Source organism: Terribacillus halophilus (assembly GCF_900101385.1).
Lineage (GTDB): Bacteria > Bacillota > Bacilli > Bacillales > Amphibacillaceae > Terribacillus > Terribacillus halophilus.
In genome coordinates, this window is sequence record NZ_FMZB01000002.1 from 322,162 (window position 1) to 347,467 (window position 25,306).

Below are 25,306 nucleotides of genomic sequence, written 5' to 3' on the forward strand. Positions count from 1 at the left end.
CAGATAACACATAAAAATCAAAGCCGCTTTCTGTTATAATAGTACAAGTTTAACCGCTTATTAGGAGGCTGTTTACTTATGTTGATGAAGAACGCCCTTTACATCCTCTTCCTTGGATTACTTTGTATCCTTGCAGGGATGGGTGTCATGATTTGGGCTGGCGATAAATTTTATTTAGGGATTGCTTTATTCGTGCTCGGCCTAGTTTATGGCTTGGCAGGGACATTACTATACCGGAGAGCGAAAAAACGCGCTGCAACACAAACTGACTCCAAAGAATAATCGATGCCGGTTTATATTTCGTGGGGACACTTTTTGATATTTTGCACCGATTATATAGGGAGAGGCTGAAGCTGGCAATCACTTTGAGCGGCAGCATGTTTCTTCCTCATAAGAATATGCAGTTACTGATCCCAGACCGTCTTGCTTTCCCGAGCTTGGCGGTTTTTATTTCTCCCAGGTAAGGGAATAGTCCAAAAAAGAAAATTTTGAGGACAGGTGATCAGATGGAGAGGAAATATTGGAAAGAAAGTGTCATCTATGAATTATATACCCGCAGTTTCATGGACAGTGATGGGGATGGTATAGGCGACATGGGCGGCATCTTGAAAAAGATAGAATACTTGGAATACCTTGGTGTCGATACTGTGTGGCTTCCTCCGATTTATGTTTCACCCAATGTTGACCATGGCTACGATGTGAAGGAATTCCGGGCCATACAGCCGGAATATGGGACAATGGCACAATTTGATAGTTTGCTGGCAGAACTTCATCGCAGGGGCATAAAACTTATACTGGATATTGTCCCGAATCATACCTCGATCGAACATGAATGGTTCCAGCAAGCGAAAACTTCCAAGGATAACCCTTACCATGATTATTATATTTGGGAAACGGCAAACGCTGATGACAGCCCACCGTCGAATTGGACGAGCCATTTAGGACGCAGTGCCTGGACATGGAACGAGCAGACGGAAGAATATTATTTGCATCTTTATAGCGAGGAACAGCCGGACTTGAATTGGGATAATCCGCGAGTGCGCAATATATGCTATCATGCGGTTTTGGCTTGAAAAAGGGATTGACGGTTTCCGCATCGATGCAGTGAATGTCCTTTCAAAAGATCGGCGCTTTCCTGATGCTGACCGGGATAAATTACAGGCTAAAGGGGAGGAATATTTCAGAATGGCCCGCACATTCATGATTACTTGCATGAAATGAATAACGTGCTGAAAAAGGATTTTGAATTTTTTACAGCTGGCGAAACCTCTGCCGTGCATGATCACGATGTACTGCACTACACGAAACCGGAACGAAATGAACTTGATATGGTGTTATCCGCTGAAGCTTCGGAGCTCGCCGATAGGGATGATGATAAATATAAAAGCAAGGAATGGACAGTGCATGATTTCCGCGAGATACTTCGCAAATGGCAAAAAGATGTAGGTGACGATGGAGGCTGGTTCGGCTTATATCTCAGCCATCATGATGCACCGCGTATGGTTTCCACCTTTGCGGATGATGGAAAGTATCGGATACCTTCTGCTAAACTGCTGGCTACCCTGCTGCATACCTTGCGCGGTACGCCATTCATTTTCCAGGGAGAAGAACTTGGGATGACTAACTACCCTGATTTTGAAACAATCGATACAATAAAAGAACAAGAGGCCCATAGCTATCATGAATTGAAAGTAGATGAACAGGATGCCTCTGAAACTACGATCATGGACCGGATCCATGATAAAACGCGTGACCATTCCAGAACGCCGATGCAATGGGATGCATCTGACCAAGCTGGGTTTACTACGGGCATACCTTGGCTCCCCGTCAACCCTAACTATAAAGAAATCAATGTGCAAGATGGAATGAAAAATCCGGATTCAGTCTTGCAGTTTTACCGCAAGCTCATTAGATTGCGTAAAGAAAATTCAATTATGGTGTACGGTGATTTCGAAACCATACTCCATGATCATGATCAAATTTTTGGTTACTTGCGTCGGCTGGATGAAGAAGAATGGGTCATTTTGCTGAATATGACAAATCAAGAAGCTTTATACGATATCCCCAGCGAGTGTGTGGATGATTGGGATAAAAAGCATTGTGTCATCAGCAATTATCCACATGTGGATAATCAGCGTGTCATGCGACCTTATGAAGCAATTGTGTATAAGTATGTGAAATGAACCGAGGATCACCTATCAGGTGATCTTTTTTATTGATATTTTAAGATTGTGTCAATTTCTTGACTTGTTTCCACAATAAGTTCATCATAAAGTTGTAGGTTAAATTACCTAATACAATGGGGGTAGAGAACAATGGCAACAATCGAAGGAAAAGTAGCAATCGTCACTGGAGCAGCATCTGGTATTGGTCTTGCCACTGCTGAAGCTTATGTGAATAAAGGCGGGAAAGTAGTCATTGCGGACTATAATGCAGAAGCAGGACAAAGAGAAACCGACAGATTGAAAGCGGCTGGCGGTGATGTTTTATTCATCCAGTTCAATGCTGCAGAAGAAGATTCTATTAAAAACTTGATCGATCAGACAGTAGCACACTACGGACAAGTTGATATTCTTGTCAATAATGCTGGTATCGGCGGCATGGGTGCGACTCATGAGTTGTCTTATGAAGAATATCGTAAAGTAATCGCAATCAACCAAGATGGTATCTTCCTAGCTTCCAAATTCGCGATTCAGGAAATGCTGAAATCAGGCGGCGGCGTCATTATCAACACGTCTTCTGTACTAGGTTTCGTTGCACAGCCTGGCGCATTCTCTTACAACGCCAGCAAAGGTGCAGTCAACACATTGACTAAATCCCTGGCTGTTGAATACGGTGATAAAGGCATCCGTGTAAATGCGGTAAATCCAGGTTTCGTGGAATCTGGCATGGTAAACAAAGAAGCGCTTGGGGACTTCTATGATGGACTTGTCGCAAAACACCCAATCGGACGTCTCGGTAAAGCGAGCGAAATTGCACACGCTATCGTATTCTTGACTGAAAATGATTTTGTAACTGGCGAAACGTTGGTAGTGGATGGCGGTTACCTAGCTCAATAAATCCAAAAAAAGCCTGCAAAACGCATTGCAGGCTTTTTCATTTGTTCAGTTCACTTTTTCAAAAAACTGATAGGCATATGTGTTTCGTACAGACATGACTATCCCCAAAAGGATCATATTAGAGAACAAGGAGCTGCCTCCATATGTCAAGAAAGGAAGCGATATGCCCTTGACCGGCAGCATTCCTTCCACCATACCGATATTCTGTACGATCTGAATTGTCAGACTCAATGCAAGCCCTGCACATATATAGGTTCCAAAGGTATCACTCGTCTTTGATCCTATCTCAACCATCCTCCCTATCAAGAGGAAGAAGAGAAGAATAACTGTCGCCCCGATAAGAAACCCACCTTCCTCCGCAATGGATGCAAAGATGAAATCAGTATGCTTCTCCGGTACATACACGTTTCCTCCTTCTATCCCTTTCCCTGTCAAACCACCTGTTCCGACTGCCAAGACAGATCTTGTGCTTTGAAAAGCTTGGTTGCGATTATCACTTGGATCCAGCCAACCAATAATCCGTTCCTGCTGATGGGGTTTTAGCTTCGGTATGACATCCTCATAAATTATCTCTGGTTTAAAGAGGAAGAAACAAACAATGATGCTGACAAGCAATAACGGTCCCAAGATGCCTATGATTACTACAACCTTATTCAGTTTTATCATTCCCAGCATCGCTGCTATTGCAAACATATAGAGCATCACCATACCTGTATCAGGCTGCTGGTAAACTAGCAGACTAGGGGGAATGGCAATCAGTAGTATCTTGCCTAGGAGCAGCAAATCTTCCTGGATTGCGTTGTTGGGGTATTTCTCCTTATGGTCGAATATCAATTTGGCTGCCAACAAAATCAATGCTATCCGGAAAAATTCCGATGGCTGAACAGAACCCACAAGCGGGATGCTGAACCATCTTTTGGCACCCAGTATGTTAGGAGCTATCGACTCAGGAGCGATAGTCAGGAAAAATAAAACTAACACGGAAACAATATAGAATGGCCAAGCCAGTAATCGAAGTTGATTCAAATCCAATAGCCTGAACAATAACAATAAGCTAAAGCCTATCATATAGTTGATGGATTGCCTCAACGCAAAGTTCTGGCTGCCAAATTGACCTCCGGATTGCGTACTGTAAATGAATAAAATACTGATTCCGCATAGCAAACATACTATGGTCAGGATTACCTTATCGATTTCGCCTAAGCGCAATCTCTTTACAAACATATTTAACGCCTTCTTTCCGCCAGGGAAATGCTATATTGCTTTGAATGCCGTGATATCTGTAAAATAATGCCCATCGTAAACAGATTCACTATCAAAGAGGAACCTCCATAGCTTATAAAGGGTAATGGGATCCCTGTTATGGGCAAAAGACCAGAAACCGCCCCCAAGTTGAAAACTACTTGTACCATTATCTGAAATAAAAATCCGATAGTAAGCAGGGTCCCAAAAGAATCCTCAGCCCGTAAAGCTATGTATACCCCTTTTACTAAAAGACTGAAATATAGGAAGAACACCGCTGCCAATCCTAATGTACCCAACTCTTCCAGGACCACCGCCATGATGAAGTCTGTGTGGGCTTCAGGAAGAAAACCCAGCTTTTGCACGCCTCCCCCTATTCCTTTTCCCAACACTCCTCCTGAAGCAATGGCTTCATATCCATTGATCAGCTGGTAGCCTTTTCCCTCAGCATCACTGAATGGATCCCGGAAGGATAAGATACGCGCTAACCGGTAAGGTGCAGAGACCGCTAAATAAACGACAGCGCCAGTACCGACCATCGCTATTGCAAGCAGATGACGCAGTTTGATTCCCGCACAAAGCAGGATAAAGAAACAGGGGATCGCGATGGAAGTAGCAGTCCCTAAGTCCGGCTGCATGAGTATGAGCAGGAATACCGCACCTAGCAGCAAGAGCGGCGGCAGAACTTCATCTTTAAAACTAGTAAGCTTTTTTTGTTTTTTTCCGTATACAGATGCAAAATAAACGACCATCGTAAACTTAACGAGTTCAGCTGGCTGCAGAATGATAGGACCTAACTCCAGCCACCGCTGGGAATTATTCCTCGATTCTCCAAACCAAGGCGTGAGGACGAGCATCAAAACCAGTATCGACCCGATGACCAGAAGCGGACTCCATTGGCGGTATAACTTGTAAGGTAAGAAAAAACCGACAGACATAGCAAACAGACCGATCAAAAAAGATAGCCACTGCCGGTGGAAAAAATAGGTTGATATGTCATATTCAACAGAACTCAGTGGGTAACTGGCACTATATACCATGATCAATCCGAATAAACAGATACATATGATGAAAAACAATAATGTTTTATCCATCTCTTTGATCTTAGATAACACACAAAGCATCTCCAATTTAAAACATTGGCCAGAAGAACACCGGCTTCCGTAATCATATCGGTAGTGTTGACATTTTGTCAACACTACCGATATGAACTCGCCAATTCATTGACAAAACTTCAACATTTCTATATCGTAGGCAAGTAGAAAACAAAGCCGGATAAATAATGGAGAGGAAATTTAAATATGGATTTTTGGATCATGCTAGGGAAATATATCGTGTTAGGCATCATACAAGGAATATCTGAACCGATTCCCATCAGTTCAAGCGGTCACTTAATCATTGCACAGCATCTGTTGGGGATAAAAGTAGAGGATTTAAGTTTTGAAGTAATCGTCAACACAGCATCTCTTATCGCAGTGATAATTGTTTATAAAACACAAATTGCCAGGTTGGCTTCGTCATCTTATCTATATGTAGTAAAGCAAGATAAAGCAAAGAAAGATGATTTTAACCTTGTCATCTACCTTATCATAGGAACGATACCAGCTGCTTTATTAGGGCTTTTATTCAACGATTTCATTGGAAAAAATCTTAAAAGTACTTTTACCGTTGGTGTTGCACTTCTTCTAACAGCAATATCTTTGTTCCTGATCAGAAACATTAAAGGTACGAAGAATACACAAAAAATAAGCTGGAAAGAGGCGCTATTAATCGGAATCGGACAATCAATTGCACTTATTCCCGGTGTCAGCCGCTCGGGTGCAACAGTGGTGGCAGGAATGCTGACAGGGTTGAATCGGGATACTGCATTATTATTCTCCTTTTTACTCTATATACCAGTAAGCTTAGGAGCCAGCATTCTAGAGATTCCCGAATTTTTCAACCAAACTATCACAACAGATCTCTTGATCGCTTATGCACTAGCTTTCGTTGCCTCACTCATGGGTACTTACTTTGCATTGAAATGGTTCATTGATATCATGAAGAAGGGCAAGTTGATTTATTTCTCCATCTATTGCTTATTCTTAGCGATTATCACTTTGTTTATATTATAAAAACAACACCCCGCCAAGGACCCAAGGACGGGGTGTTGTTTTCGTATTATTTTAAATGAAGATATCAAGAATCATTGTGAACACTAAACCTGAGACAGCAACGACTGTCGAAAGCACTGTATACGTACCGAAGGCTTCTTTCAAAGTCATTCCGAGGGACTCTTTTACCATCCAGAATCCAGCGTCGTTGACGTGAGATGCAATCGCGCTGCCGGCACCTGTTGCAAGAGCTACTAGCTCCAGGTTTACATCTGGCATCGTACCTAGTGATGGAATGACCAAGCCCGCCGTTGTCAGTGTCGCAACCGTACCGGAGCCAAGGCAGATACGCAGGATAGCAGCGACCATCCAAGCGAAGAACACGGGTGACATGGATGTATCGGCAAAGATGGATGCTACGTAATCACCAACACCACCATCGATAAGAACCTGCTTCAAGGCCCCGCCTCCACCGATGATCAACAGCAGCATACCAAGCGCATTGATGGCTGATCCGCAGGAATCCATGAGTTTCTTGATTGGAATGTTTCTTCTTATCCCCATTGTGTATATCGCAACTAATAGAGAGATGACCATTGCTGTAGAGGAGTTACCCACAAAACGGATGATATCTATCAACAGATTGTTATCAAACTTCAGTTCTGCTTGCAGGATATCCACAGCAGCACCGATTGCCATGAGGATAACTGGAAATAATGCAGTGAACACACTGATTCCGAAACCTGGCATTTCTTCTTCTTTAAAAGTTTTTGCAACGCCAAAGGATTCACTGCCCTCGCGCGTCCAAGCTGTCGGAACGATTCGTTTTGCAAGCTTAGGATACAGAATGCCTGCAAGGATTACGGTAGGAATTGCGACGATGATTCCATAAATCAGCATAAGTCCAATATTTGCCCCATATTCCGCAGCTACTGCAGTCGGTCCAGGATGCGGCGGAAGGAAAGCATGGGTTGCAAGTGCAGCTGTAACCATTGGCAACCCGAGATGGACGATGGATACTTTCAATTCTTTCGCGATGGAGAAGATGATCGGGATAAGCAAGACAATGGTTACTTCAAGGAACAAAGCGATACCAACGATGAAAGAAGCAAACAGGACGGCCCATTGAATACGTTTTTCACCGAATTTATCGATAAGCGTTGTCGCAATCCGGTTGGCACCACCAGCATCAGCAATCAGACGGCCAAGCATGGCACCCATACCAAAAATCAGCGCAATATGCCCGAGTGTTCCGCCTAAACCGCTTTCAATTGAACCAACAACATCTGACATCGGCATGCCAAGCAGCAATGCAACGATAAAGGAAACGATGATCAAGGACACAAATGTATTGAGCTTGAGACCCATGATCATGATAAGCAATAATAGTACACCTAAAGCTATGATCAGTAATGGCATGATGATTTCCCCCAAATATCTTTGTAAGTGTTTTCATTGTTGTCCGCTAGAAAGGAAGGATTAACGTATCCTTCCTTTCTGGCAGTATGTTGTCTTGCTTACAGCGTCGTACGTGTGAAATTTGGTGCGTATTGAGCTGCAACTTTGATGCATTCTTCCATGCTGATGCTTTCCGCAATGTTCTTCCCTGCAATATCGAATGCCGTCCCGTGGTCAACGGATGTGCGCAGGAATGGCAGGCCATTTGTGATGGACACAGTACGATGGAAGTCTGTCATTTTTGCTGCGATATGTCCTTGGTCATGGTACAGGGAAAGAACTGCATCGTACTTACCGTTAAGTGCTTGGAAAAAGACAGAGTCAGCAGGAACAGGTCCAACTGCGTCGATGCCATCTTTAACAGCAAGCTCGATACCAGGTTTGATCTGTTCTACTTCCTCCCAGCCGAACAAGCCGCCTTCTCCGCTATGCGGGTTCAAACCTGCCACTGCAAAGCGGCGAGTCTGCACACCTAGTCGTTGAAGTGCTTTGTCACAGCGGATCAAGTAATCTAGCACTCTTTCTTTTGTCATCTGTCCAATAGCATCTTTTAAAGAAAGGTGACGTGTAAGGAAGAAGATGCGCATGCCGTTCACTTCGAACATTGTTAGCGGATCATCAGAACCAGCTAGATCTTCCAGCATTTCTGTATGTCCGATGTAAGGAACTTTGGCTGCTTTTAAGGACTCTTTGTTGATTGGTGTTGTTGCAAGAGCCTGCACTTGGCCATCCATCGCAAGCTCAACTGATTTCTTGATATATTCGAAAGCTCCCTGACCGCCTTGCGCGGAAACTTGACCATACTCTAGCTTTTCTATATCGATGTTATCCAAATTGATTACATCGACAGTGCCGAGTTCATATTTACCTTCTGAAGGTGCAGATACTTCGTTCACTTCCAGATTCGCATCAACGATTTCAATCGCTTTTTTAATAACCGCAGCGTCGCCGATGACTAATGGTTTGCACACATCATAGATTTCTTGCTTTGCTAATGACTTCATCGTGATTTCCGGCCCGATACCTGCTGGATCTCCCATTGGAATTGCGATAATAGCTCTTTCTGACATAATGTTTTCCTCCTTAAAATTTAGCTTCCAAATATTTCACACTCGTATAAATCGCCTTCGTTCCGCCAGCAGTTCCGCCTTTGGTCACGATTGGAATGCCATCCAGATAGCCGCCGATGAACTTTCCATAAGCAACTAGCGGCAAGATCTCATCCATCAGCTGAATTCCTTCCGCTCTGCTGATCGAACAGAGTGAAGCGGTTACATCTCCGCCACTGGAAAAACACCCGCCAATTTCAAACTCGCTTTCTTGCACCACTACTCTCGTAATTTTTCCTAAACCGTCAGCAATTCGCTTTGCTAATGCGTCCTGACTCACACCTTGCTTCTTTGCGAGCGTTTTCAAATCAAGGATCTCAGCACCCGGTGCATCAGTCGTAATCAGTAAGATGTCCTGTTTCTCTATCTCCTGCTTCGCCAAGGCAATGACCCGATCGACTTCTTTATCCCACACGCCATCTACGGTCGCCAGCTGCTTAGAATCCACGTAGATAGGTCGCAAATTCGCCTTGTCAATCAAGTATTGGAGCTGTTTCGAGCTGTTTGAAGTTACACTGCCGACTGTGACGATAATTTTCTTATCTTTCATTCTCTTACGGCTGAACGCTCTTGCGAATGCTGCTGTCAGCGGACCAGGATCAGCCGGCACCATCCGGTACGTCTCCAGCTCAGCCATGGCCCCTGCCACTGCGTCAATGTCTTCATTCGTGATGACATCCGGCACAAGAATTCTGGCACCTGCATCAATTGCTTCCTGCATCTTTTGCTCGATAGCTTCCTTGCCCGCGAGTATTGTTTCCAGACCAATGCCTGCCACTGTGTATTTACTCTGTTTTTCTACCAGCTTCGGTACATGCGATTCTGTCACTGGCTTGACTGGATCCTTACCGACATCCGAAAGCTGAACCGGTACACCGTGAACAAGCAAGTACCCGCCGGACACGATTCGTCCGGAATCCGGATAAGCTGGTACGACAACGGCAACTGCCTGCGTTCCCAGTTCATCGAGCAGGGTATCAAGTTCGACACCGATATTTCCTCGGACTGTACTGTCAATCCGCTTGCAGACAATATCCGTCTCCCATTTCTTCAAATTCTCCGCGACCGTTTTCACCCGACGATGCGCGACCTCCTCTTTCACGTAGCGACTATCCGTATCGACAATAACCCCATTGATCTGCTCCGAGGAAGGCAGATGGTCGTAAAAGACCATCGTCGCAACGTTATATCCAAGCTTCGTCAGCTTAACACCAGTTCCATTTCCACCAGTCAGATCATCTGCAATTACACCAATCTTCATCAGGCTTCCTCCTCTGCTGTCACGACCTCCAAAAGTTCCGGTAATTCTCTCGGATGATAAGCCTTTATACCGCTATCCGAAATGACACCGGATAATGCCTCCAAATCACAAACCTTAGCCAACGCCTTCTGATCCAGCTTACTCGAATCGGCCACCAGCCAAGTCGCTTGCGCTGATTCAACCATCAATTTCTTAATGGAAGCCTTCTCGAAAGTAGGCGCTGTCACACCGACTTGAAGATGGACAGCATGCGCCCCAAGGAAAAACAAATCTACATGCAGGTTGCGCAATGTCTGCTCCGTGAGCGGACCAAATAGAGCCCCGATATTGTTCTGCATCTCTCCGCCAGTCAAAATCACTTTGACCTCACTATCCATCAGTTCAGCCGCGATTTTGATGTCATTCGTTACGACTGTCAAATTGCGTTTTTGATTCAGCAGCTTTGCGATTTCAAGTGTCGTCGTCCCTGAATCAAGCAGGATGGTAAAGTGTTCCTGGACCAACTCAACAGCACGTCTGGCAATCAAGCGCTTCTCTGCCGCATGCTTTCCTTCTTTTGTCTGGAAGGAAGACTCCATTACCAGCGGCTTATTCAGGATCGCACCGCCAAGTGTCCGAATGATCTGCTCTTGTTCCTCCAGGTAGTTCAAATCACGACGGATCGTCATGGCTGATACATTCAGCTCTGCTGCGAGTGCATCAATATCTATTTTCTCTTTTTTATTCAATTGTTCTAAAATCACATTTCTGCGTTCATTTGGATGCATTTGTTATCACCTTTTGTTAATCATGAACATCTTATGTGTCCATGATATGCTTATTTATGTTAATTGTCAACAAAAATACGTTAATAATTTTCATCATCAACATCACAATTGTTAATAAATCACAAAATCCACTATCTTGATGGTTAAGGGAAACGATTTGCCGATAAAAATATTAACTATACCATGCTTATACTTATTTATTAAACTATTACTTCTGCTGCACTCTCCAATAAAAAAATAATAATTATCTACTAAAGAAAATATTTGTTTATATATCGGGATGGCGAGGTCCCTTGAAAGTGGTTTACTATGTGATTCTGACATTAATATCAGCGGAAGAAAACATATATTTATCAGACTGTGAAATAATTAATCAGATGATCATTAAGTTCTTATTGGATACGTGTTATTACTATCTATTTATACCAAAAGGCCATGTTAAAAAAAGTGAACATATTTGCCCATTGGATTCTCTAATATGTGGAAAGGGGGCAGTGAAGTGAAAATAGCAATTTTAAAAGATATGCAAATGGAGAGAAAAATGGATTTAACACTTTTAGCAATAAATGGTGATAAAGAGGCATTTTCATCACTGATTCAAGAAAACAAACGGAACTTATATCGTGTAGCGAAAGGAATATTACATCATGAAGCCGATGTCGAAGACGCCATTCAGATGACTATCTTAAGAGCTTATGAAAATATAGGAAAGTTAAGAGTGGCTGATTACTTTCGAACCTGGCTCATTCGAATACTCATCAATGAATGCAAGAGTATGTTAAAGAAAAAAAACAGAACGGTTTATTTAGAAAACATGAACCAAGAAGCAGTTTCTTATACGGATACATATGAAAATCTGGAGTTACAGGAAGCTCTCTATTCACTCAAAGATAAACTGAGAATTGTCACCGTACTCTTTTATTATGAGGATCTCTCCACAAAGGAAATTGCAAGATTATTATCCATACCTGATGGAACGGTTCGCTCCAGATTATCGAAAGCGAGAGAACTTTTACAAAAGAAATTAAACGAAAATAGAAAGGAGCAGTAAAATGACAAATAAATTTGATGAAAACTTCAAACGCAAATTGAAGGAGTATCCTAATCAAATACCTGAACGCCTTCAGACAAAGATAGACGATACTTTGGCGAATCTACCTGAAAAAACGCTACGCAGAAGAAGAAATAAGACAGTAATCTCATGGGTTGCTGCTGCTATTCTCGTGATCGCTTTGGTGAGTATTCAATTGAATCCATCTTTAGCAAGCAGTATTGGTGTTCCTAATTCGCTTATAAATAAACTCTCACTAGGTGATGATTTTGAGAAAGTGGCTAATGAGACTAACATCATGCAAGAAAGTAATGGTGTAAAAGTATCTATCACCAATGCGATTTTTGATGGCTATTACTTACTGGTGTCCTATCATGCGGAAAGTGAGCAGCCTTTTTCAGTAACACCAAGCCTCTTCCCGGAAGAAGCCAAAATTGTATATGACGATTTTGAGTCGAGCATCTCTCCCTCAAATGAAACAGGTGAGTTCCTGGATAAAAATAAGAAAGCTTATGATGGTATGGTGGCTTTCCCTTTAAATACAGAGACATTCACTGTCAGTGACGATGATATACATATAGATCGTGACGCAAGTCTTGTAGAAGGTAATCAAATCAACATATCAGATCTGCCAAAACAATTTGAGCTGCAAATGAAAGCAACCTCTTTAGGCCAAGAAGAGGCTGCACAGATAAAAGGGGAATGGCAATTTGCCATTCGAGTGGATACGAAGAAAGCAGCAAATAATAGCAAGACTGTGGAAGTGCATAAAAATCTGCCTGAGCTAGGAACGGATGTAAAAGTAGAGAAATTAGTAATAACTCCTATTAGAATTCACTTGCAAGGCGTACAGCATGAAGAATCCGGCAAAATCGAATACCTGCTGGAAGACAACCATGGAGAGTCAAAACATTGGTTAAGCGGGTCAGTTGGAGTCGGTAAAAACGGTACCGAAAGAATGTTGAGCGACTTTGAGAATAATAATCCTTTAATGGGATCCTTAAAAATCACCCCATATAAAATGGATATGAACGTCAAATTGACAGCAGAAAATTCTACTGTATTCCAGCCAAATGGAGAAACAAAGCTACCTATAAGTGAAAGCCACGACATTACCATTTCTAAAGTAGAAGTGAAGGATGGCAAAACATATATTTCCTATCAAGCTGATGTACCGGTAAATGAATATCTGCCTTTCATCCTCAAAGATAAAAACGGAGAAGACCATATCCGAATATTAGAGGAAAGTGTTGGTTCCCACGCAAATAAAGATGCAATTGCAGTTTTGGAGGGAAATCTATTGGATGGAGAGTATACTATCTATAATCCAAATACGTATTACTTTGATGAAGCATTTACGGTAGATTTGGATCAGTAGCGGATAAGAAAAATGTAAATTGGCATAGGATACCACATCATGTAAATTTGTGGTATCCCGATAGTTATGTAGCATAAAACGAGAATTCTCAGGCAATACTTCCAGCAGCAAAAGACGCCGCCCCTTCCTTCGGGCGGCGCCTTTTTAATTGGAGATGCTTTCTTCCAGTTGTTCAACCTGGGTTTGCTTGCGCATTTCCACTTCGACGATTTGGTGATTTTGCATTTCGATTATTTCCCACTCGTAGCCATGAGCTTCAATTACACGATGCTCCTCGATATTGCGCAGATTGGTGAACATCCAGCCGCCGATTGTATCGACTTCTGCTTCGTTTACAAAACGGATGTTGAACTGCTCCTCCACTTCTTCCAGCAATACCCGGCCATTGAGACGGTACTTATTCTCGGTCACTTGTTGGATATCCGGCTTTTCATTGCCATCGAATTCGTCACGGATTTCCCCGACGATTTCCTCAAGCATATCCTCCATCGTCACGATACCAGCAGTTCCTCCGTATTCATCAACGACAAGCGCGATATGGACACGCTTTTTCTGCATTATCAGCAGCGTGTCATTAAGACTCGTTCCTTCATGCACTGTCGGAATTGGGTGAATGAAGGCATCCAGTTTCTTATCCTCTTTTGAAGTGAAGTCGGTTAGCATTTCTTTGACGTTCACAAAGCCGTAAATCCTGTCTTTATCACCGTCTTCCGAAACAGGGTAACGCGTATATTGATGCTCGACCATTACTTCCTGGATTTCCTGGCGAGTCATGGTGTCAGAGATGGCAATGACCTGTGTCCGCGGTACAAGGATATCCTTCACGACGCGATCGTTGAATGTGAAAATATTCTCCATATAATCCAGCTCAGTCTTGTTGATTTCACCGCTCTGGAAGCTTTGTGCCATGATGATCTTCAGTTCCTCTTCGGAGTGGGCCTGCTCATGCGCAACTGGCTTGACACCGAACATGCGCAAGAATACGCGCGCAGATCCATTCAGTGTGTAGATGAAAGGTGCCATCAGCTTTCCGAACCAGTACAGCGGACGCGCCAAGATAAGCGTCATCTTTTCGGTGTACTGAATAGCCAATGTTTTCGGGGCCAGCTCGCCGATAACGACGTGCAAGAATGTCACGACCGCAAAGGCAATGGCGAATGAAAGAATGGTAGAAAGAGAATCTGATAAACCGAAGTACTCGAATACTGGGTGTAATATCTTCTCAACAGTCGGCTCACCGAGTGCACCAAGCACTAGTGCAGTGACAGTGATTCCAAGCTGACAAGCAGATAGATAGTAATCAAGATCACGGACAAGCTTCTGTACGACTAAGGCGGTCTTGTTCCCTTCCTCGATGAGCTGCTCGATTCGTGACATACGTACCTTCACGACCGCGAACTCAGCACCGACGAAGAATGCCGTCAGAATGATGAACAAGGCGACTAAAGCTAAATTAAGTGCTAATAATGGGTCCAAATTTTCCCCCTATACAGGGGTTCACCTCCGTAAAATGTGTTTACTGTCTATATTGGTGTCTTCTTCCGCAGCGGCAATATTTTCAATACCTTCATCTTCCCAAGGGAATCGCCTCCTTTCAATCTTTGAAAAACGGCCTCCATCTCGTTACCGGGATGGAGGCCTTCTTCTCCGTTCTTTTATTAGTTTATCGAGATTATAAGGTATATATGCAGTATTTTCAATCAAATCAGCGTGAATTAATTTCGAACTTTATTACATTCAGGTAGAATAATAGTAAGCGTTACCAATATAGGGGGATTGTATGCTCTATCTATTATTTATCACACTTTGTTTCAGTTTTGGGGTCATGCTGCTGTTAGGCATTAGCTTTTATAAGCTGATTCGCTACAAAGCTGTCCCGGATAATAGCTATACCCCGTTTGATTACATTACCTCTGCCTCACGGGATGAATTTCATGAAGAAAAGCAGGAAACAATCACAGAAGCCAAACAAGGAGGAGACGTATGAAGAAATTAAAGATAGCAAGCTTACCAGGAGATGGGGTTGGTAAAGAAGTAGTTCCGGCCGCACAAACCGTTTTGAAGGCGATTTCCGATGTGCATGGCGGATTGCGGTTCGACTTTACCGAATATCCATGGAGCTGCGAACATTACTTGAAGCATGACCAGATGATGCCAGATGATGCATTGGACAAACTGAAGGATGCAGATGCCATCTTCCTCGGAGCTGTCGGGAATCAAAAGCTTGTCCCGGACCATATCTCCCTATGGGGCATGCTGATTAAAATACGTCGTGAATTCGAGCAAGTGATCAACATCCGTCCCGCCAAGCTGTTGAAGGGCATCACTTCCCCGCTTGCCAACCCGAAAGATTTCGACTTGCTTGTGGTACGGGAAAACAGTGAAGGCGAATACAGTGAAGTAGGCGGACGGATTTTCCGCGGTGAAGATGAAGTAGCGATCCAAAACGCAGTCTTCTCAAGGCGTGGTTCCGAAAGAGCGATGCGCTATGCGTTTGAGCTGGCTGCCAAGCGCAAAAAGCATGTCACAAGCGCGACGAAGTCCAATGGAATCGTTCATTCCATGCCGTTTTGGGATGAAGTCTTTCAATCCGTAAAAACAGATTATCCGGACATCGGGACAGACAGTCAGCACATCGATGCTCTTGCTGCCTTTTTTGTCACGCAGCCGCAGCGCTTCGATGTCATTGTCGCCAGCAATTTATTCGGCGATGTATTAACTGATATCGGCGCCGCTATTATGGGAAGTATCGGGATTGCACCAGCAGCCAATATCAATGTGAATGGTAAGTACCCTTCCATGTTCGAACCAGTGCACGGCTCTGCACCGGATATCGTGGGTAAAGGAATTGCCAATCCGATCGGTCAGATTTGGACGGCAAAGCTAATGCTTGATCATTTTGGAGAAGAAGAGCTCGGCAATAAACTGCTGGATATTATTGAAGATGTGACAGCAGCTGGTATCCTGACGCCTGATCTTGGCGGAAAATATGGAACGAAGGAAGTAACGGGAGCAATCGCGGAGAGGATTCTTAAACTGTAAAAAACGCCCCAGGCTGTGGTAGGTGCCTGGGGCGTTTTTCATCTTCCCTTATGCTTCGCTTTTCTCTTCATGATCTTTAGCTGACGCTTGTGAGTCTTTTGTTGCTCCATGAATTCTCTTTTGTTCATTTGCTTCTTCTTTTTCTTTTCTTCATAGCTTTGTTTCAAGGCCAGCTCTGCCTTCGTAGACAAGCTTGTTTTTTGGGATTCTTTAGCAGCTAGCCGTTGCAATCGTTTTGGGTTAATAGGCCTCTGCTTTACTTCACTAGATCGAGTAGCAGATCCGCTTTTATTTTCTATTAATCCCAATAATTCGTGGTTAACAAAATACAAAACCTCTTCATTCTTAGGTTCTTTACCGAATAAGTGTCTATACGCGTAATAGCAATCAGATGTTTCTATTTCGACAAGCCCTGCATAAAATTGCCCGTCAAAATATATTGTCAACTTCATACTTATCCTCCTCTGTGCACATACTGGCATGATGGACATCCCGAGGAGGGAAGGCTACTAGCAAAAAATGCATCCGGACTACCAACCGGATTGTGATTTTTCATACCGTGCAAACTTTCTTAGTTCAAGCTTAGCATCATCGTATACGCAGGAAAATCCTTATAAAAACAATTTATACTCTCCCTCATCGCCATTGCTAACAGGTTAATATCTCTCACTTAAAAGGGCAGCCAAATAGGCAGCTCTCTAAACATCACTTTTACTCGTGAATGAAATGCATTTCAAGACTGATTGGAAAACTCCCTTTATCCCAATTATCAGGTAAACGGGGAAATCATCAATTCTTCAGACAGCCTAAGGGCTTTTGCCTTTCTCGGAAACTCAATCGGGATTCCTTTTCTCGTTCTTGTGCATTTATCTTAGTATATGCAAAAAAAGAAGCATAATAATGCTCCTTTACACTAATTTCTTCGCCAACTCTCGATTCCTCTGTTTGAACAGTACGTTATGAGAAGAAACCATACCAAATCCTTCTGCAGCAGGTTCAATGAATTGTTTTGCTTTGTTGACGGCATTGGCTGCATCCTGGAAGCAGCCGGCGATGAGATGGACTTTACCATCATGCTTCAGGATATCTCCTGCAGCAAACAGACCTGGTACGGAGGATTCCCCGCTTGGTGTTCCTGCGATATAGTAATTATCCATTAGCTCGATATCCACTTCACTGTTTTGAATCAAATCCATATCTCGTTCATAGCCGTGATTAACAATTACTTCATCAATCGGCAAGAATGTCGTTTCGTTCGTTTCGTGATTCGTCAATTCCACTCGTTCAATATGCTGCTGGTTCGGACATGCCACGAGTTTCGTAATGGAAGTACAAAGGAAACACTTGGCACCACTGCACATCAAACGCTCCACAGATGCTTCATGACCCTTCAGCGCCTCATTGCGATATGTAACGTATACCTTTTTCGCGATCGGCTCCAGCTCATTTGCCCAATCGACAGCGGAGTTGCCGCCGCCGGAGATGATGACGGTCTTATCCTTGAAACGCTGCATGTCTTTCACTGTATAGTTAAGATTTGCTACCTCAAACCTTTCACAGCCTTCGATAGACAGCTTTTGGGGATTTAGTATTCCGCCGCCGACTGCTACAATGATCGTCTTCGAATAGTGGACTGTACCACTTGCGGCGTGAAGCTCAAAGATGTCATCATCATTCCGTTTGATACTTGTTACCTTCTCATTCAATACCACTTCCGGATCGAAGGTGAGTGCCTGCTCTGTCAGCTGGTCAATCAGCTTGCCTGCTGGAAGCGGCGGTAATCCGCCCACGTCCCAAATCATCTTTTCCGGATAAACATGCAGCTTACCACCCAAGTAAGGCTGAAACTCGATGATTTTCGTCTTCATTTGCCGTAACCCACTATAGAAAGCAGAATATAATCCTGCTGGACCTCCACCAATGATCGTTACATCATAGAGCAATTCTTCCTGCACACTGATTCCTCCTTTGATCCGATAGTGATAATCATTCTCATTAAAATATACCGGAAATAATTCTCAAAATCAATGTTGACATCCGAATTTTCTGCCTTTATGATGGAATTAAGCGAGATTGATAATCATTCTCATTCTCATCGTATGACCCTGTGCCCTGTCCCCCTAACAGGGCACTCCCCCCATATAGTACGAGGAGTGACATACATAATGAAAAAGCTATTCCCGATATTATTCATTTTATTGCTTGTTTTGGCTGCGTGTGGCAGCAATGATTCCGATGGGAAGGCGTCTTCATCGGATAATGGGAACGAAACAATTACATATGAATCTGAAGATGGTCCGGTTAAAGTACCTGCTGATCCGCAGCGTGTTGTCGTCCTTTCTTCATATGCTGGTGATTTGATTGATTTGGATATACCGATTGTCGGCGCGGATGCCTGGTCCATGCAGAACCCTCGTTTTAAAGATAGCTTGAAGGATGCAGAGGAAGTCACTGAAGATGACTTAGAAAAAATCATCGAGCTCAAACCGGACTTGATCATCGGACTTTCCGGCTTGAAAAATCTAGATAAACTAAAAGAAATTGCCCCTACGGTAACTTTCACTTATGGCAAACTGAATTATCTTGATCAGCATGTGGAAATCGGCAAGCTAGTCAACAAAGAAGATGACGCGCAGAATTGGGTCGATGACTTCACAAAGCGTGCAGCAGATGCTGGTGAACAGATCAAGGAGAAAATTGGAGCTGATGCAACGGTATCCGTGGTGGAGAATTTCGATAAACAGTTATATATATATGGCGATAATTGGGGACGCGGAACCGAAGTGCTTTACCAGGCAATGGGCTTGAATATGCCACAGAAGGTGAAAGAGGATGCACTGGAAGCTGGCTACCTGGCATTATCGACCGAGGTATTGCCAGAGTATATGGGCGATTACGTGATCCTCAGTAAATTCGATGATACAGACACATCTGTTGAAGAATCCGAGTCCTTCCAAAACACTGATGCCGCAAAAAACAATCAGGTATACGTTGTAGACGGAGATGCCTTTTACTTTAACGACTCCAATACATTGGATTACCAGTTAGAGTTTATCAAAGAGAGCTTCCTAGGAAATTAGGAAGCTTTTTCCCTTATCCTTACATAGAAAGATGCGTGGCTGATGAAGAACATACCATTTGCTTGGAAACTTTTTGTTGGATTGATTTTATCTATTGCAGCATTCGTTTTAGCTTTATCTCTTGGAGCGGCTGATATTTCCTTACGTGATGTATGGAATGCGTTATTCAGCAGTCAGACCAATGATGACATCCTGATTATCCGTGAAAATCGGCTGCCACGTGAAGTCGGGGCCTTCTTTGTCGGGGCGGCTCTAGCGGTGGCAGGCGCCATCATGCAAGGCTTGACCCGCAACCCGCTGGCAGATCCGGGACTACTCGGTTTGACAGCTGGAGCAAATGCAGCACTCGCAGCTGCCATGGCATTTATACCTGGTGTGAATTATATCATTATCATCATTGCCTGCTTTATCGGTGCTGCCATTGGAGCTGGTCTTGTATTCGGGATCGGTTCCCTTCGCCTGGGCGGTCTTTCCCCGGTCAAGGTCGTGCTGGCTGGTGCCGCTGTATCCGCCCTATTATATGCGGTGTCTGAAGCAATCGGCTTGAGCTTTGAACTATCCAAGCAAGTCTCTGCCTGGACTGCAGGCGGCTTAGTCGGCGTCAACTGGAAACAACTGCAGCTTGTCATACCGATCATACTGGCAGGTATTCTATTGTCGTTATTCCTTTCCCATCAACTGACACTGCTCAGTTTAAGTGATGAAGTTGCAGTCGGGCTTGGTCAGAAGACATTCACAATCAAAGCGCTGTTATTCCTTGTAACGATCCTCTTGGCAGGAGCATCTGTCGCATTGGTCGGCAACATGACGTTCATTGGCTTGATGATCCCACATATCGTCCGCTTTTTTGCCGGAACGGATTATCGCTATATATTGCCGCTGTCCTTCTTTGCCGGCGGAACCTTCATGCTTTTGGCCGATACAGCTGCCCGGACGATAAATGCACCATATGAAACACCGCTTGTGGCCATCGTAGCCGCACTCGGTCTGCCATTCTTCTTATTCATCGTTCATCGGGGAGGTCGGTCTTATTCATGAAAACAGCTAAAAAAAGCAGACAGGCAATCCTGATGATATCCCTGACTGTTTTAATTCTGATCACAATCATCATCGGGATGGGACTTGGCCCTGCCTCCCTTTCCTATGATCGTTTATTGCCGACATTGCTCGGTAACGGGACCTTTCCCGAATCATTTGTTCTGTTTGATGTGCGGCTTCCACGCATCGCAGTCACCCTGCTTGCAGGGATGGCACTGGCGTTGGCCGGTACAATCCTTCAAGGTATCACCCGAAATGACTTGACCGACCCTGGTATCATCGGAATCAATTCAGGAGCTGGGTTGGGCATAGCAGTATTCTTCCTGTTCATGCCGATTGACGCCGGAAGCTTTGCATATGCCCTGCCTCTTGTCGGCTTTGCCAGCGCACTGGTGACTGCCATGTTAATTTATCTGTTTTCCTATAGTAAGAGATATGGATTGCAGCCAGTTCGACTTGTATTAGTCGGAGTCGGTTTTTCCATGGCGCTCTCAGGCTTGATGATCGTCTTGATATCCTCAGCTGATAGGGAAAAGGTCGATTTCATAGCCAAATGGCTGGCGGGGAATATTTGGGGAACGGACTGGCCTTTTGTCCTTGCATTGCTTCCATGGATAATCATCATTTTGCCGTTTACCCTTTATATGGCGAACCGACTGAATATATTGGCACTTAGCGAAGAAGTCGGAGTCGGAATAGGCGTCCAGCTTACCCGCGATCGTATCATATTGCTGGTGGCAGCAGTAGCCATTGCGGCAGCAGCCGTTTCAGTTTCTGGCGGTATCAGCTTTGTGGGGCTGATGGCGCCCCATATTGCACGGTCGCTTGTTGGCGCAAGACATCAATATGTCCTTCCTGTTGCCTCGCTGATCGGCGGCTGGCTCTTATTATTGGCTGATACGATCGGACGGAATATCGCAACAGCCGATGGACTTCCTGCCGGTATCGTCGTTGCCTTCATCGGCGCCCCCTACTTCCTTTATCTGCTGCTGAAAAAGTAATTACAGGATGCCAATGGCTAAGAAAAAAGAACTCTCTCACCTGATACAGGGGACAGAGTTCTTTTTTCTGTCTTTCGTTCCAAGGACTTGGACAAAGAAATTTGACAGAGGAATGCTTAATTTTACCCTCCGACATTCGTCTCAGCCGCAACCAGTAAAATCCATCACTATTTTCGTCCTGTAGTGCAAATCTCCTTCAAAATAGTTAGTTTACATGCACATGAACCACTTTTTCCCATATTATGTGTTGGGAATTCCCGCTTTATAAAAGGAATCATAATACAGGCTGAGATTCTGAGTTTCCTGATTTAATGCATGTTAGAAAGGATTTCAGGACATGCCAACTTGGAAAAGGAGTAATTAAATTACCGACTCTTCCAGTATTTAGTTAATTTATACTATGCTATTCATCCTGTCAGAAGAATGGGGGGAAACATCTGATTTTTTACTACTTTTTGCTGATATTGTAAGAATATAGAACATGGTAACTTATAATTATAAGATTTGAATGGAGGATGAAAAATTGAATAAGAAATTAATGCTGCTCCTTGGAGCAATGCTTTCCATCTTCGTTATCACTGGCTGCGGGATGGGTAACAAAGAAGCCAGCAAAGATGAGAAACCAGCTGCTTCGGAGGAAAGTAAATCAGAGGATAAAGCTGCTGCAAGCGAAGATAACACAGCAGATACAACAACTGAAGCGGATACCGAGTCATCTGCCGATCAATCATCAACTACAAGCACTTCTTCAGATAATGATACCTTTAATGAATTGATTGATTACATGAAAACAACTACAGAAGCTGCCGATGCGACAGTGTTTTATGAAAATTTAGAGCCGCAAACACACGACATGGATGGAGTTACTGCTTCTCTTGATGCATATTCGATTGTCGGTCTTAACGACTTCCACACAGATTATAGCATCCCATTTAATGACGAGACCAACGGCGGCGTTGTCCTGGCTCAATTCACAATTACGAATGACACCGACCAAGATGTTCATTATATGCCATCTATGTACATGAGTATCCCTGGAGCACCAAAACAATACAACAACTATAGAAATATCCTTCCGGAAGAAGATCAACTGCCTACAAAACTAAGTCCGGATAATGAGTTTTTACTTAAAGCCGGAGAGTCTGTAACGGGTACTTATACGTATCCAATCGGTGAATCGCATCTATACGGAGCCATCGCGGCTGGTGAAGGTACTATAGAAGTGCCAACAGCGCAAACCGATCCTGATGATATCAAAACAGCTATCGGGCGAAAAGGTTCGTTCTCAATCGATTTCAGCAGTATAGGTGCAGAAGAAACCGAAACCACTGGCTCTGAATCAGAGACAACCAGCTCAACAGATATCAATGAAGGCTTCTACGAGGATTCCGCTACCCTTGAAAATATGGGCGACAAAAAGATGCTGGATCAAAAGGAAGGTATCGGAGAGAGCCAGCAGCTTGGAGACACTACCGTAACGCTAGAAGGGTATCAATTTACCGAGTTCACTCCGAATATGGAGCAAGCGCCACGTTTTGAAGATTTTAACGGGGTAGTCTTGCTGACAGTCAAGTACACGCTGGATAATCAAACCGACGACAATATTGGGTTAAGCGGCTTAGGGTCGACGTTGACAGTCGATGACTCCTGGTGGCAGTTAAACGAAGGCATGCTGACCAACTATAGGGTTTCAGAAATAATTAAAAGCGGCGAATCAGGTGAATTGCTCCAAGTATATGTGCTGGATAAAGAAGAATACGATAAACTCTGGAAAGATAAATCCTTCGAGATAGAGCTTGGTCCGATTAGAAACGAAGACGCAGAGGATATTTCCAAAGGAAAAGAAGCAGTATTCCAGCTTAAGTAAATATCTACTAACCGATTTAAAACTATATCCCGAATGATTGACACGTAAAATACGTGCCCTCATTCGGGTTTTTCGTGTTTTATCGCCTCGGATAAAAAAAAGAGAAGGAACACTATCCTAATGCACTGCTTCACGAGCAATTACATTTTGACAGCTTCCTTCTCTTGGAAAACTTTATTTGGTTACAGTTCCTGCATCCGCTGGATGAACTCCATGGCGATAGAAATCGGCATAAATTGGCTCCAGTGGTTTTCGTCCAAGGATGAGGTCTGCAGCCTTTTCCGCCAACATCAATACAGGTGCATGGATATTGCCATTCGTAACATAAGGCATGGCAGATGCATCTACCACTCGTACATTCTCCAGCCCATGGACTTTCATTGTTTGCGGATCAACGACAGCCATCGGGTCTGAAGCTGGTCCCATTTTGGCCGTACAAGACGGATGAAGTGCCGTTTCAGCATCTTCTTTCACCCATTCCAAGATTTCCTCGTCTGTTTGAACAGTTGGACCGGGAGAAATTTCTCCTGCATTGTAGGATTTCATAGCAGGTTGGGACATAATCTTCCGAGTGACTCTTATCGCTTCCACCCACTCGCGACGATCTTGTTCAGTTGATAGGTAGTTGTAAACCATGCTTGGATGCTCTTTCGGATCTTTCGAGCGAATCTTCAATGATCCTCGGGCATCAGAGTACATAGGTCCCACATGTACTTGGAAACCGTGATCCGTTGGCGCTTTTTGTCCATCGTACCGTACCGCTAAAGGAAGGAAGTGGTACATCAAATTCGGATAGTCAACATCCTCGTTGGAACGAACGAAACCTCCGCCTTCGAAATGATTGGTCGCTGCAGGCCCAGTTCGTGCCAGCAACCACTGTAACCCAATCCAAGGCATGCGTGCTTTATGTAAACTAGGCTGTTCGGAAACAGGAAGCGGACATGCGTGTTGGATATATACTTCAAGGTGATCCTGAAGATTTTCTCCTACTCCTGGAAGATTGACTACCGGTTTAATACCAAGTGAGCGAAGGTGTTCCGCATCACCAACACCTGATAGTTGAAGAAGCTGCGGCGTGTTGATGGCACCTCCTGAGAGGATGACTTCCCCTGCTTTAACGTGATGCGTCTTCCCGTTTCGTTGATATGTCAACCCAGTGGCCCGAGTACCTTCGAAATTGATGTGCTTCACGAAAGCACGAGTCTTCACCGTCAGGTTATCACGCTTCATCGCCGGATGCAGATAAGCGCGTGAAGCTGACAACCGCCTCCCTTTGTATACATGCTTATCAAACGGTCCGAACCCCTCCTGGCGAAAGCCGTTCACATCAGGCGTTCTTGAATAACCAGCCTGTACACCTGCGTCAAAGAAGGCTTGGAATAATGGGTTCTTCGCGGGTCCGCGTTCTAATTTTATAGGCCCATCGTGACCGCGTAGATCATCATCTGGTGATCCCAAAGCATTTTCTAAGCGTTTAAAATACGGAAGACAATGTGCAAAATCCCATGATTCCATTCCCTCATCGGCTCCCCAGCGTTCATAGTCCATCGGATTTCCTCGTTGATAAATCATACCGTTGATTGAACTAGAGCCGCCGAGCACCTTTCCTCGGGCATGCTTGATACGCCGACCATTCATATAAGGCTCAGGATCCGATTCGTATTTCCAATCATAGAGGCTTTTACCTGCGGGAAATGGCAAAGCTGCCGGCATTTGAATCAACAGGTCCCATGAATAATCACTGCGTCCCGCCTCTAAAATAAGAACACTTTTTTTCCCATCCTCACTGAGACGGTCGCCGAGTACAGAACCCGCACTACCGCCTCCAACGATGACGATATCATATGTTTCACTCATCTT

At 44.0% G+C, this 25,306-nt stretch carries 22 protein-coding genes and 1 pseudogene; 13 read left to right on the plus strand and 10 right to left on the minus strand.

Features of this window, described 5'->3' with window-relative positions; all coding sequences use genetic code 11:
• The first annotated feature begins 78 nt into the window (after positions 1-78).
• The 4 genes and pseudogenes from BLQ53_RS04835 (at position 79) to BLQ53_RS04855 (ending at position 3,059) form a co-directional block, all read left to right on the plus strand.
• A complete protein-coding gene (locus tag BLQ53_RS04835) occupies positions 79-282 on the plus strand; it encodes a hypothetical protein (protein WP_093726146.1) in 204 nt (67 codons plus the stop codon).
• A gap of 311 nt (positions 283-593) precedes the next feature.
• A pseudogene (locus tag BLQ53_RS19290) lies at positions 594-1,221 on the plus strand (alpha-amylase family glycosyl hydrolase).
• Positions 1,176-2,183: an alpha-amylase family glycosyl hydrolase gene (locus BLQ53_RS19295; protein WP_280137059.1), complete on the plus strand. Its 1,008-nt coding sequence runs from the start codon at positions 1,176-1,178 to the stop codon at positions 2,181-2,183. The pseudogene BLQ53_RS19290 and the gene BLQ53_RS19295 overlap by 46 nt, the downstream one beginning before the upstream one ends.
• Before the next feature lie 132 nt (positions 2,184-2,315).
• Positions 2,316-3,059 (plus strand): SDR family NAD(P)-dependent oxidoreductase, encoded by a 744-nt coding sequence (locus tag BLQ53_RS04855; protein ID WP_093726150.1) that lies wholly within the window; start codon positions 2,316-2,318, stop codon positions 3,057-3,059.
• A 45-nt stretch (positions 3,060-3,104) separates the two neighbouring features.
• Here BLQ53_RS04855 and BLQ53_RS04860 read toward each other — a convergent pair whose 3' ends face one another.
• Together BLQ53_RS04860 and ftsW are read right to left on the minus strand one after the other, a co-directional pair.
• Positions 3,105-4,283: an FtsW/RodA/SpoVE family cell cycle protein gene (locus tag BLQ53_RS04860; RefSeq protein ID WP_093726151.1), complete on the minus strand. Its 1,179-nt coding sequence runs from the start codon at positions 4,281-4,283 to the stop codon at positions 3,105-3,107.
• Positions 4,284-4,285: 2 nt separating this feature from the next.
• Positions 4,286-5,425, minus strand: a complete 1,140-nt coding sequence (gene ftsW, locus BLQ53_RS04865; protein ID WP_093726152.1) for a putative lipid II flippase FtsW — start codon at positions 5,423-5,425, stop codon at positions 4,286-4,288.
• Between the two features lie 177 nt (positions 5,426-5,602).
• Here ftsW and BLQ53_RS04870 point away from each other — a divergent pair, with 177 nt between their 5' ends.
• Entirely contained in the window at positions 5,603-6,415 is an 813-nt protein-coding gene (locus tag BLQ53_RS04870; protein WP_093726153.1) for an undecaprenyl-diphosphate phosphatase, read from the plus strand.
• A 51-nt stretch (positions 6,416-6,466) separates the two neighbouring features.
• Here BLQ53_RS04870 and BLQ53_RS04875 read toward each other — a convergent pair whose 3' ends face one another.
• The 4 genes from BLQ53_RS04875 to BLQ53_RS04890 form a co-directional block, all read right to left on the minus strand.
• The gene (locus BLQ53_RS04875; RefSeq protein WP_093726154.1) at positions 6,467-7,813 is read right to left on the minus strand and encodes a gluconate:H+ symporter; all 1,347 of its coding nucleotides are present in this window, start codon (positions 7,811-7,813) and stop codon (positions 6,467-6,469) included.
• Positions 7,814-7,911: 98 nt separating this feature from the next.
• On the minus strand, positions 7,912-8,922 hold the full coding sequence (pdxA, locus tag BLQ53_RS04880) for a 4-hydroxythreonine-4-phosphate dehydrogenase PdxA (protein ID WP_093726155.1): 1,011 nt from the start codon (positions 8,920-8,922) through the stop codon (positions 7,912-7,914).
• A 13-nt stretch (positions 8,923-8,935) separates the two neighbouring features.
• Entirely contained in the window at positions 8,936-10,222 is a 1,287-nt protein-coding gene (locus BLQ53_RS04885; RefSeq protein ID WP_093726156.1) for a four-carbon acid sugar kinase family protein, read from the minus strand.
• Entirely contained in the window at positions 10,222-10,989 is a 768-nt protein-coding gene (locus tag BLQ53_RS04890) for a DeoR/GlpR family DNA-binding transcription regulator (RefSeq protein WP_093726157.1), read from the minus strand. Before BLQ53_RS04890 ends, BLQ53_RS04885 begins: the two co-directional genes overlap by 1 nt.
• A 529-nt stretch (positions 10,990-11,518) precedes the next feature.
• On the opposite strand from BLQ53_RS04890, the gene BLQ53_RS04895 reads away from it, so the two are divergent.
• Together BLQ53_RS04895 and BLQ53_RS04900 are read left to right on the plus strand one after the other, a co-directional pair.
• Positions 11,519-12,040, plus strand: a complete 522-nt coding sequence (locus BLQ53_RS04895; RefSeq protein WP_093726403.1) for a sigma-70 family RNA polymerase sigma factor — start codon at positions 11,519-11,521, stop codon at positions 12,038-12,040.
• Between the two features lies 1 nt (position 12,041).
• Positions 12,042-13,418, plus strand: a complete 1,377-nt coding sequence (locus tag BLQ53_RS04900; protein WP_093726158.1) for a DUF4179 domain-containing protein — start codon at positions 12,042-12,044, stop codon at positions 13,416-13,418.
• A gap of 144 nt (positions 13,419-13,562) precedes the next feature.
• Here BLQ53_RS04900 and BLQ53_RS04905 read toward each other — a convergent pair whose 3' ends face one another.
• Complete coding sequence (locus tag BLQ53_RS04905) at positions 13,563-14,894, minus strand: hemolysin family protein (RefSeq protein WP_093726159.1); 1,332 nt, start codon at positions 14,892-14,894, stop codon at positions 13,563-13,565.
• A 304-nt stretch (positions 14,895-15,198) separates the two neighbouring features.
• On the opposite strand from BLQ53_RS04905, the gene BLQ53_RS04910 reads away from it, so the two are divergent.
• Positions 15,199-15,405 carry a DUF3951 domain-containing protein gene (locus tag BLQ53_RS04910; protein ID WP_093726160.1) on the plus strand — a complete coding sequence of 69 codons (207 nt, stop codon included), beginning with the start codon at positions 15,199-15,201 and terminating at the stop codon, positions 15,403-15,405.
• On the plus strand, positions 15,402-16,460 hold the full coding sequence (locus BLQ53_RS04915) for a tartrate dehydrogenase (RefSeq protein ID WP_093726161.1): 1,059 nt from the start codon (positions 15,402-15,404) through the stop codon (positions 16,458-16,460). The genes BLQ53_RS04910 and BLQ53_RS04915 overlap by 4 nt, the downstream gene beginning before the upstream one ends.
• A gap of 38 nt (positions 16,461-16,498) precedes the next feature.
• Here BLQ53_RS04915 and BLQ53_RS04920 read toward each other — a convergent pair whose 3' ends face one another.
• A complete protein-coding gene (locus tag BLQ53_RS04920) occupies positions 16,499-16,912 on the minus strand; it encodes a YjdF family protein (protein ID WP_170829578.1) in 414 nt (137 codons plus the stop codon).
• Positions 16,913-17,368: 456 nt separating this feature from the next.
• Positions 17,369-18,415 (minus strand): NAD(P)/FAD-dependent oxidoreductase, encoded by a 1,047-nt coding sequence (locus BLQ53_RS04925; protein WP_093726163.1) that lies wholly within the window; start codon positions 18,413-18,415, stop codon positions 17,369-17,371.
• Between the two features lie 210 nt (positions 18,416-18,625).
• Here BLQ53_RS04925 and BLQ53_RS04930 point away from each other — a divergent pair, with 210 nt between their 5' ends.
• From BLQ53_RS04930 to BLQ53_RS04945, 4 genes are all read left to right on the plus strand, one after another.
• Positions 18,626-19,540, plus strand: a complete 915-nt coding sequence (locus BLQ53_RS04930; RefSeq protein WP_093726164.1) for an iron-hydroxamate ABC transporter substrate-binding protein — start codon at positions 18,626-18,628, stop codon at positions 19,538-19,540.
• A 42-nt stretch (positions 19,541-19,582) separates the two neighbouring features.
• Entirely contained in the window at positions 19,583-20,578 is a 996-nt protein-coding gene (locus BLQ53_RS04935) for a FecCD family ABC transporter permease (protein WP_093726165.1), read from the plus strand.
• Positions 20,575-21,579 (plus strand): FecCD family ABC transporter permease, encoded by a 1,005-nt coding sequence (locus tag BLQ53_RS04940; protein WP_093726166.1) that lies wholly within the window; start codon positions 20,575-20,577, stop codon positions 21,577-21,579. Before BLQ53_RS04935 ends, BLQ53_RS04940 begins: the two co-directional genes overlap by 4 nt.
• Before the next feature lie 523 nt (positions 21,580-22,102).
• A complete protein-coding gene (locus BLQ53_RS04945; RefSeq protein ID WP_244499258.1) occupies positions 22,103-23,446 on the plus strand; it encodes a DUF5068 domain-containing protein in 1,344 nt (447 codons plus the stop codon).
• Positions 23,447-23,620: 174 nt separating this feature from the next.
• On the opposite strand, the gene betA is transcribed toward BLQ53_RS04945, so the two are convergent.
• Positions 23,621-25,303: a choline dehydrogenase gene (betA, locus tag BLQ53_RS04950; protein ID WP_093726167.1), complete on the minus strand. Its 1,683-nt coding sequence runs from the start codon at positions 25,301-25,303 to the stop codon at positions 23,621-23,623.
• Positions 25,304-25,306 lie beyond the last annotated feature (3 nt).

Coding starts and splice junctions, on each gene's coding strand:
- BLQ53_RS04885 (WP_093726156.1), bottom strand. CDS start 10,222: ATGAAGATTGGTGTAATTGCAGATGATCTGACTGGTGGAAATGGAACT.
- ftsW (WP_093726152.1), bottom strand. CDS start 5,425: ATGCTTTGTGTGTTATCTAAGATCAAAGAGATGGATAAAACATTATTG.
- BLQ53_RS04935 (WP_093726165.1), top strand. CDS start 19,583: ATGAAGAACATACCATTTGCTTGGAAACTTTTTGTTGGATTGATTTTA.
- BLQ53_RS04855 (WP_093726150.1), top strand. CDS start 2,316: ATGGCAACAATCGAAGGAAAAGTAGCAATCGTCACTGGAGCAGCATCT.
- BLQ53_RS04900 (WP_093726158.1), top strand. CDS start 12,042: ATGACAAATAAATTTGATGAAAACTTCAAACGCAAATTGAAGGAGTAT.
- BLQ53_RS04915 (WP_093726161.1), top strand. CDS start 15,402: ATGAAGAAATTAAAGATAGCAAGCTTACCAGGAGATGGGGTTGGTAAA.
- BLQ53_RS04835 (WP_093726146.1), top strand. CDS start 79: ATGTTGATGAAGAACGCCCTTTACATCCTCTTCCTTGGATTACTTTGT.
- BLQ53_RS04860 (WP_093726151.1), bottom strand. CDS start 4,283: ATGTTTGTAAAGAGATTGCGCTTAGGCGAAATCGATAAGGTAATCCTG.
- BLQ53_RS04930 (WP_093726164.1), top strand. CDS start 18,626: ATGAAAAAGCTATTCCCGATATTATTCATTTTATTGCTTGTTTTGGCT.
- BLQ53_RS04875 (WP_093726154.1), bottom strand. CDS start 7,813: ATGCCATTACTGATCATAGCTTTAGGTGTACTATTATTGCTTATCATG.
- BLQ53_RS04910 (WP_093726160.1), top strand. CDS start 15,199: ATGCTCTATCTATTATTTATCACACTTTGTTTCAGTTTTGGGGTCATG.
- pdxA (WP_093726155.1), bottom strand. CDS start 8,922: ATGTCAGAAAGAGCTATTATCGCAATTCCAATGGGAGATCCAGCAGGT.
- BLQ53_RS04870 (WP_093726153.1), top strand. CDS start 5,603: ATGGATTTTTGGATCATGCTAGGGAAATATATCGTGTTAGGCATCATA.
- BLQ53_RS04920 (WP_170829578.1), bottom strand. CDS start 16,912: ATGAAGTTGACAATATATTTTGACGGGCAATTTTATGCAGGGCTTGTC.
- BLQ53_RS04890 (WP_093726157.1), bottom strand. CDS start 10,989: ATGCATCCAAATGAACGCAGAAATGTGATTTTAGAACAATTGAATAAA.
- BLQ53_RS04940 (WP_093726166.1), top strand. CDS start 20,575: ATGAAAACAGCTAAAAAAAGCAGACAGGCAATCCTGATGATATCCCTG.
- betA (WP_093726167.1), bottom strand. CDS start 25,303: ATGAGTGAAACATATGATATCGTCATCGTTGGAGGCGGTAGTGCGGGT.
- BLQ53_RS04895 (WP_093726403.1), top strand. CDS start 11,519: ATGGAGAGAAAAATGGATTTAACACTTTTAGCAATAAATGGTGATAAA.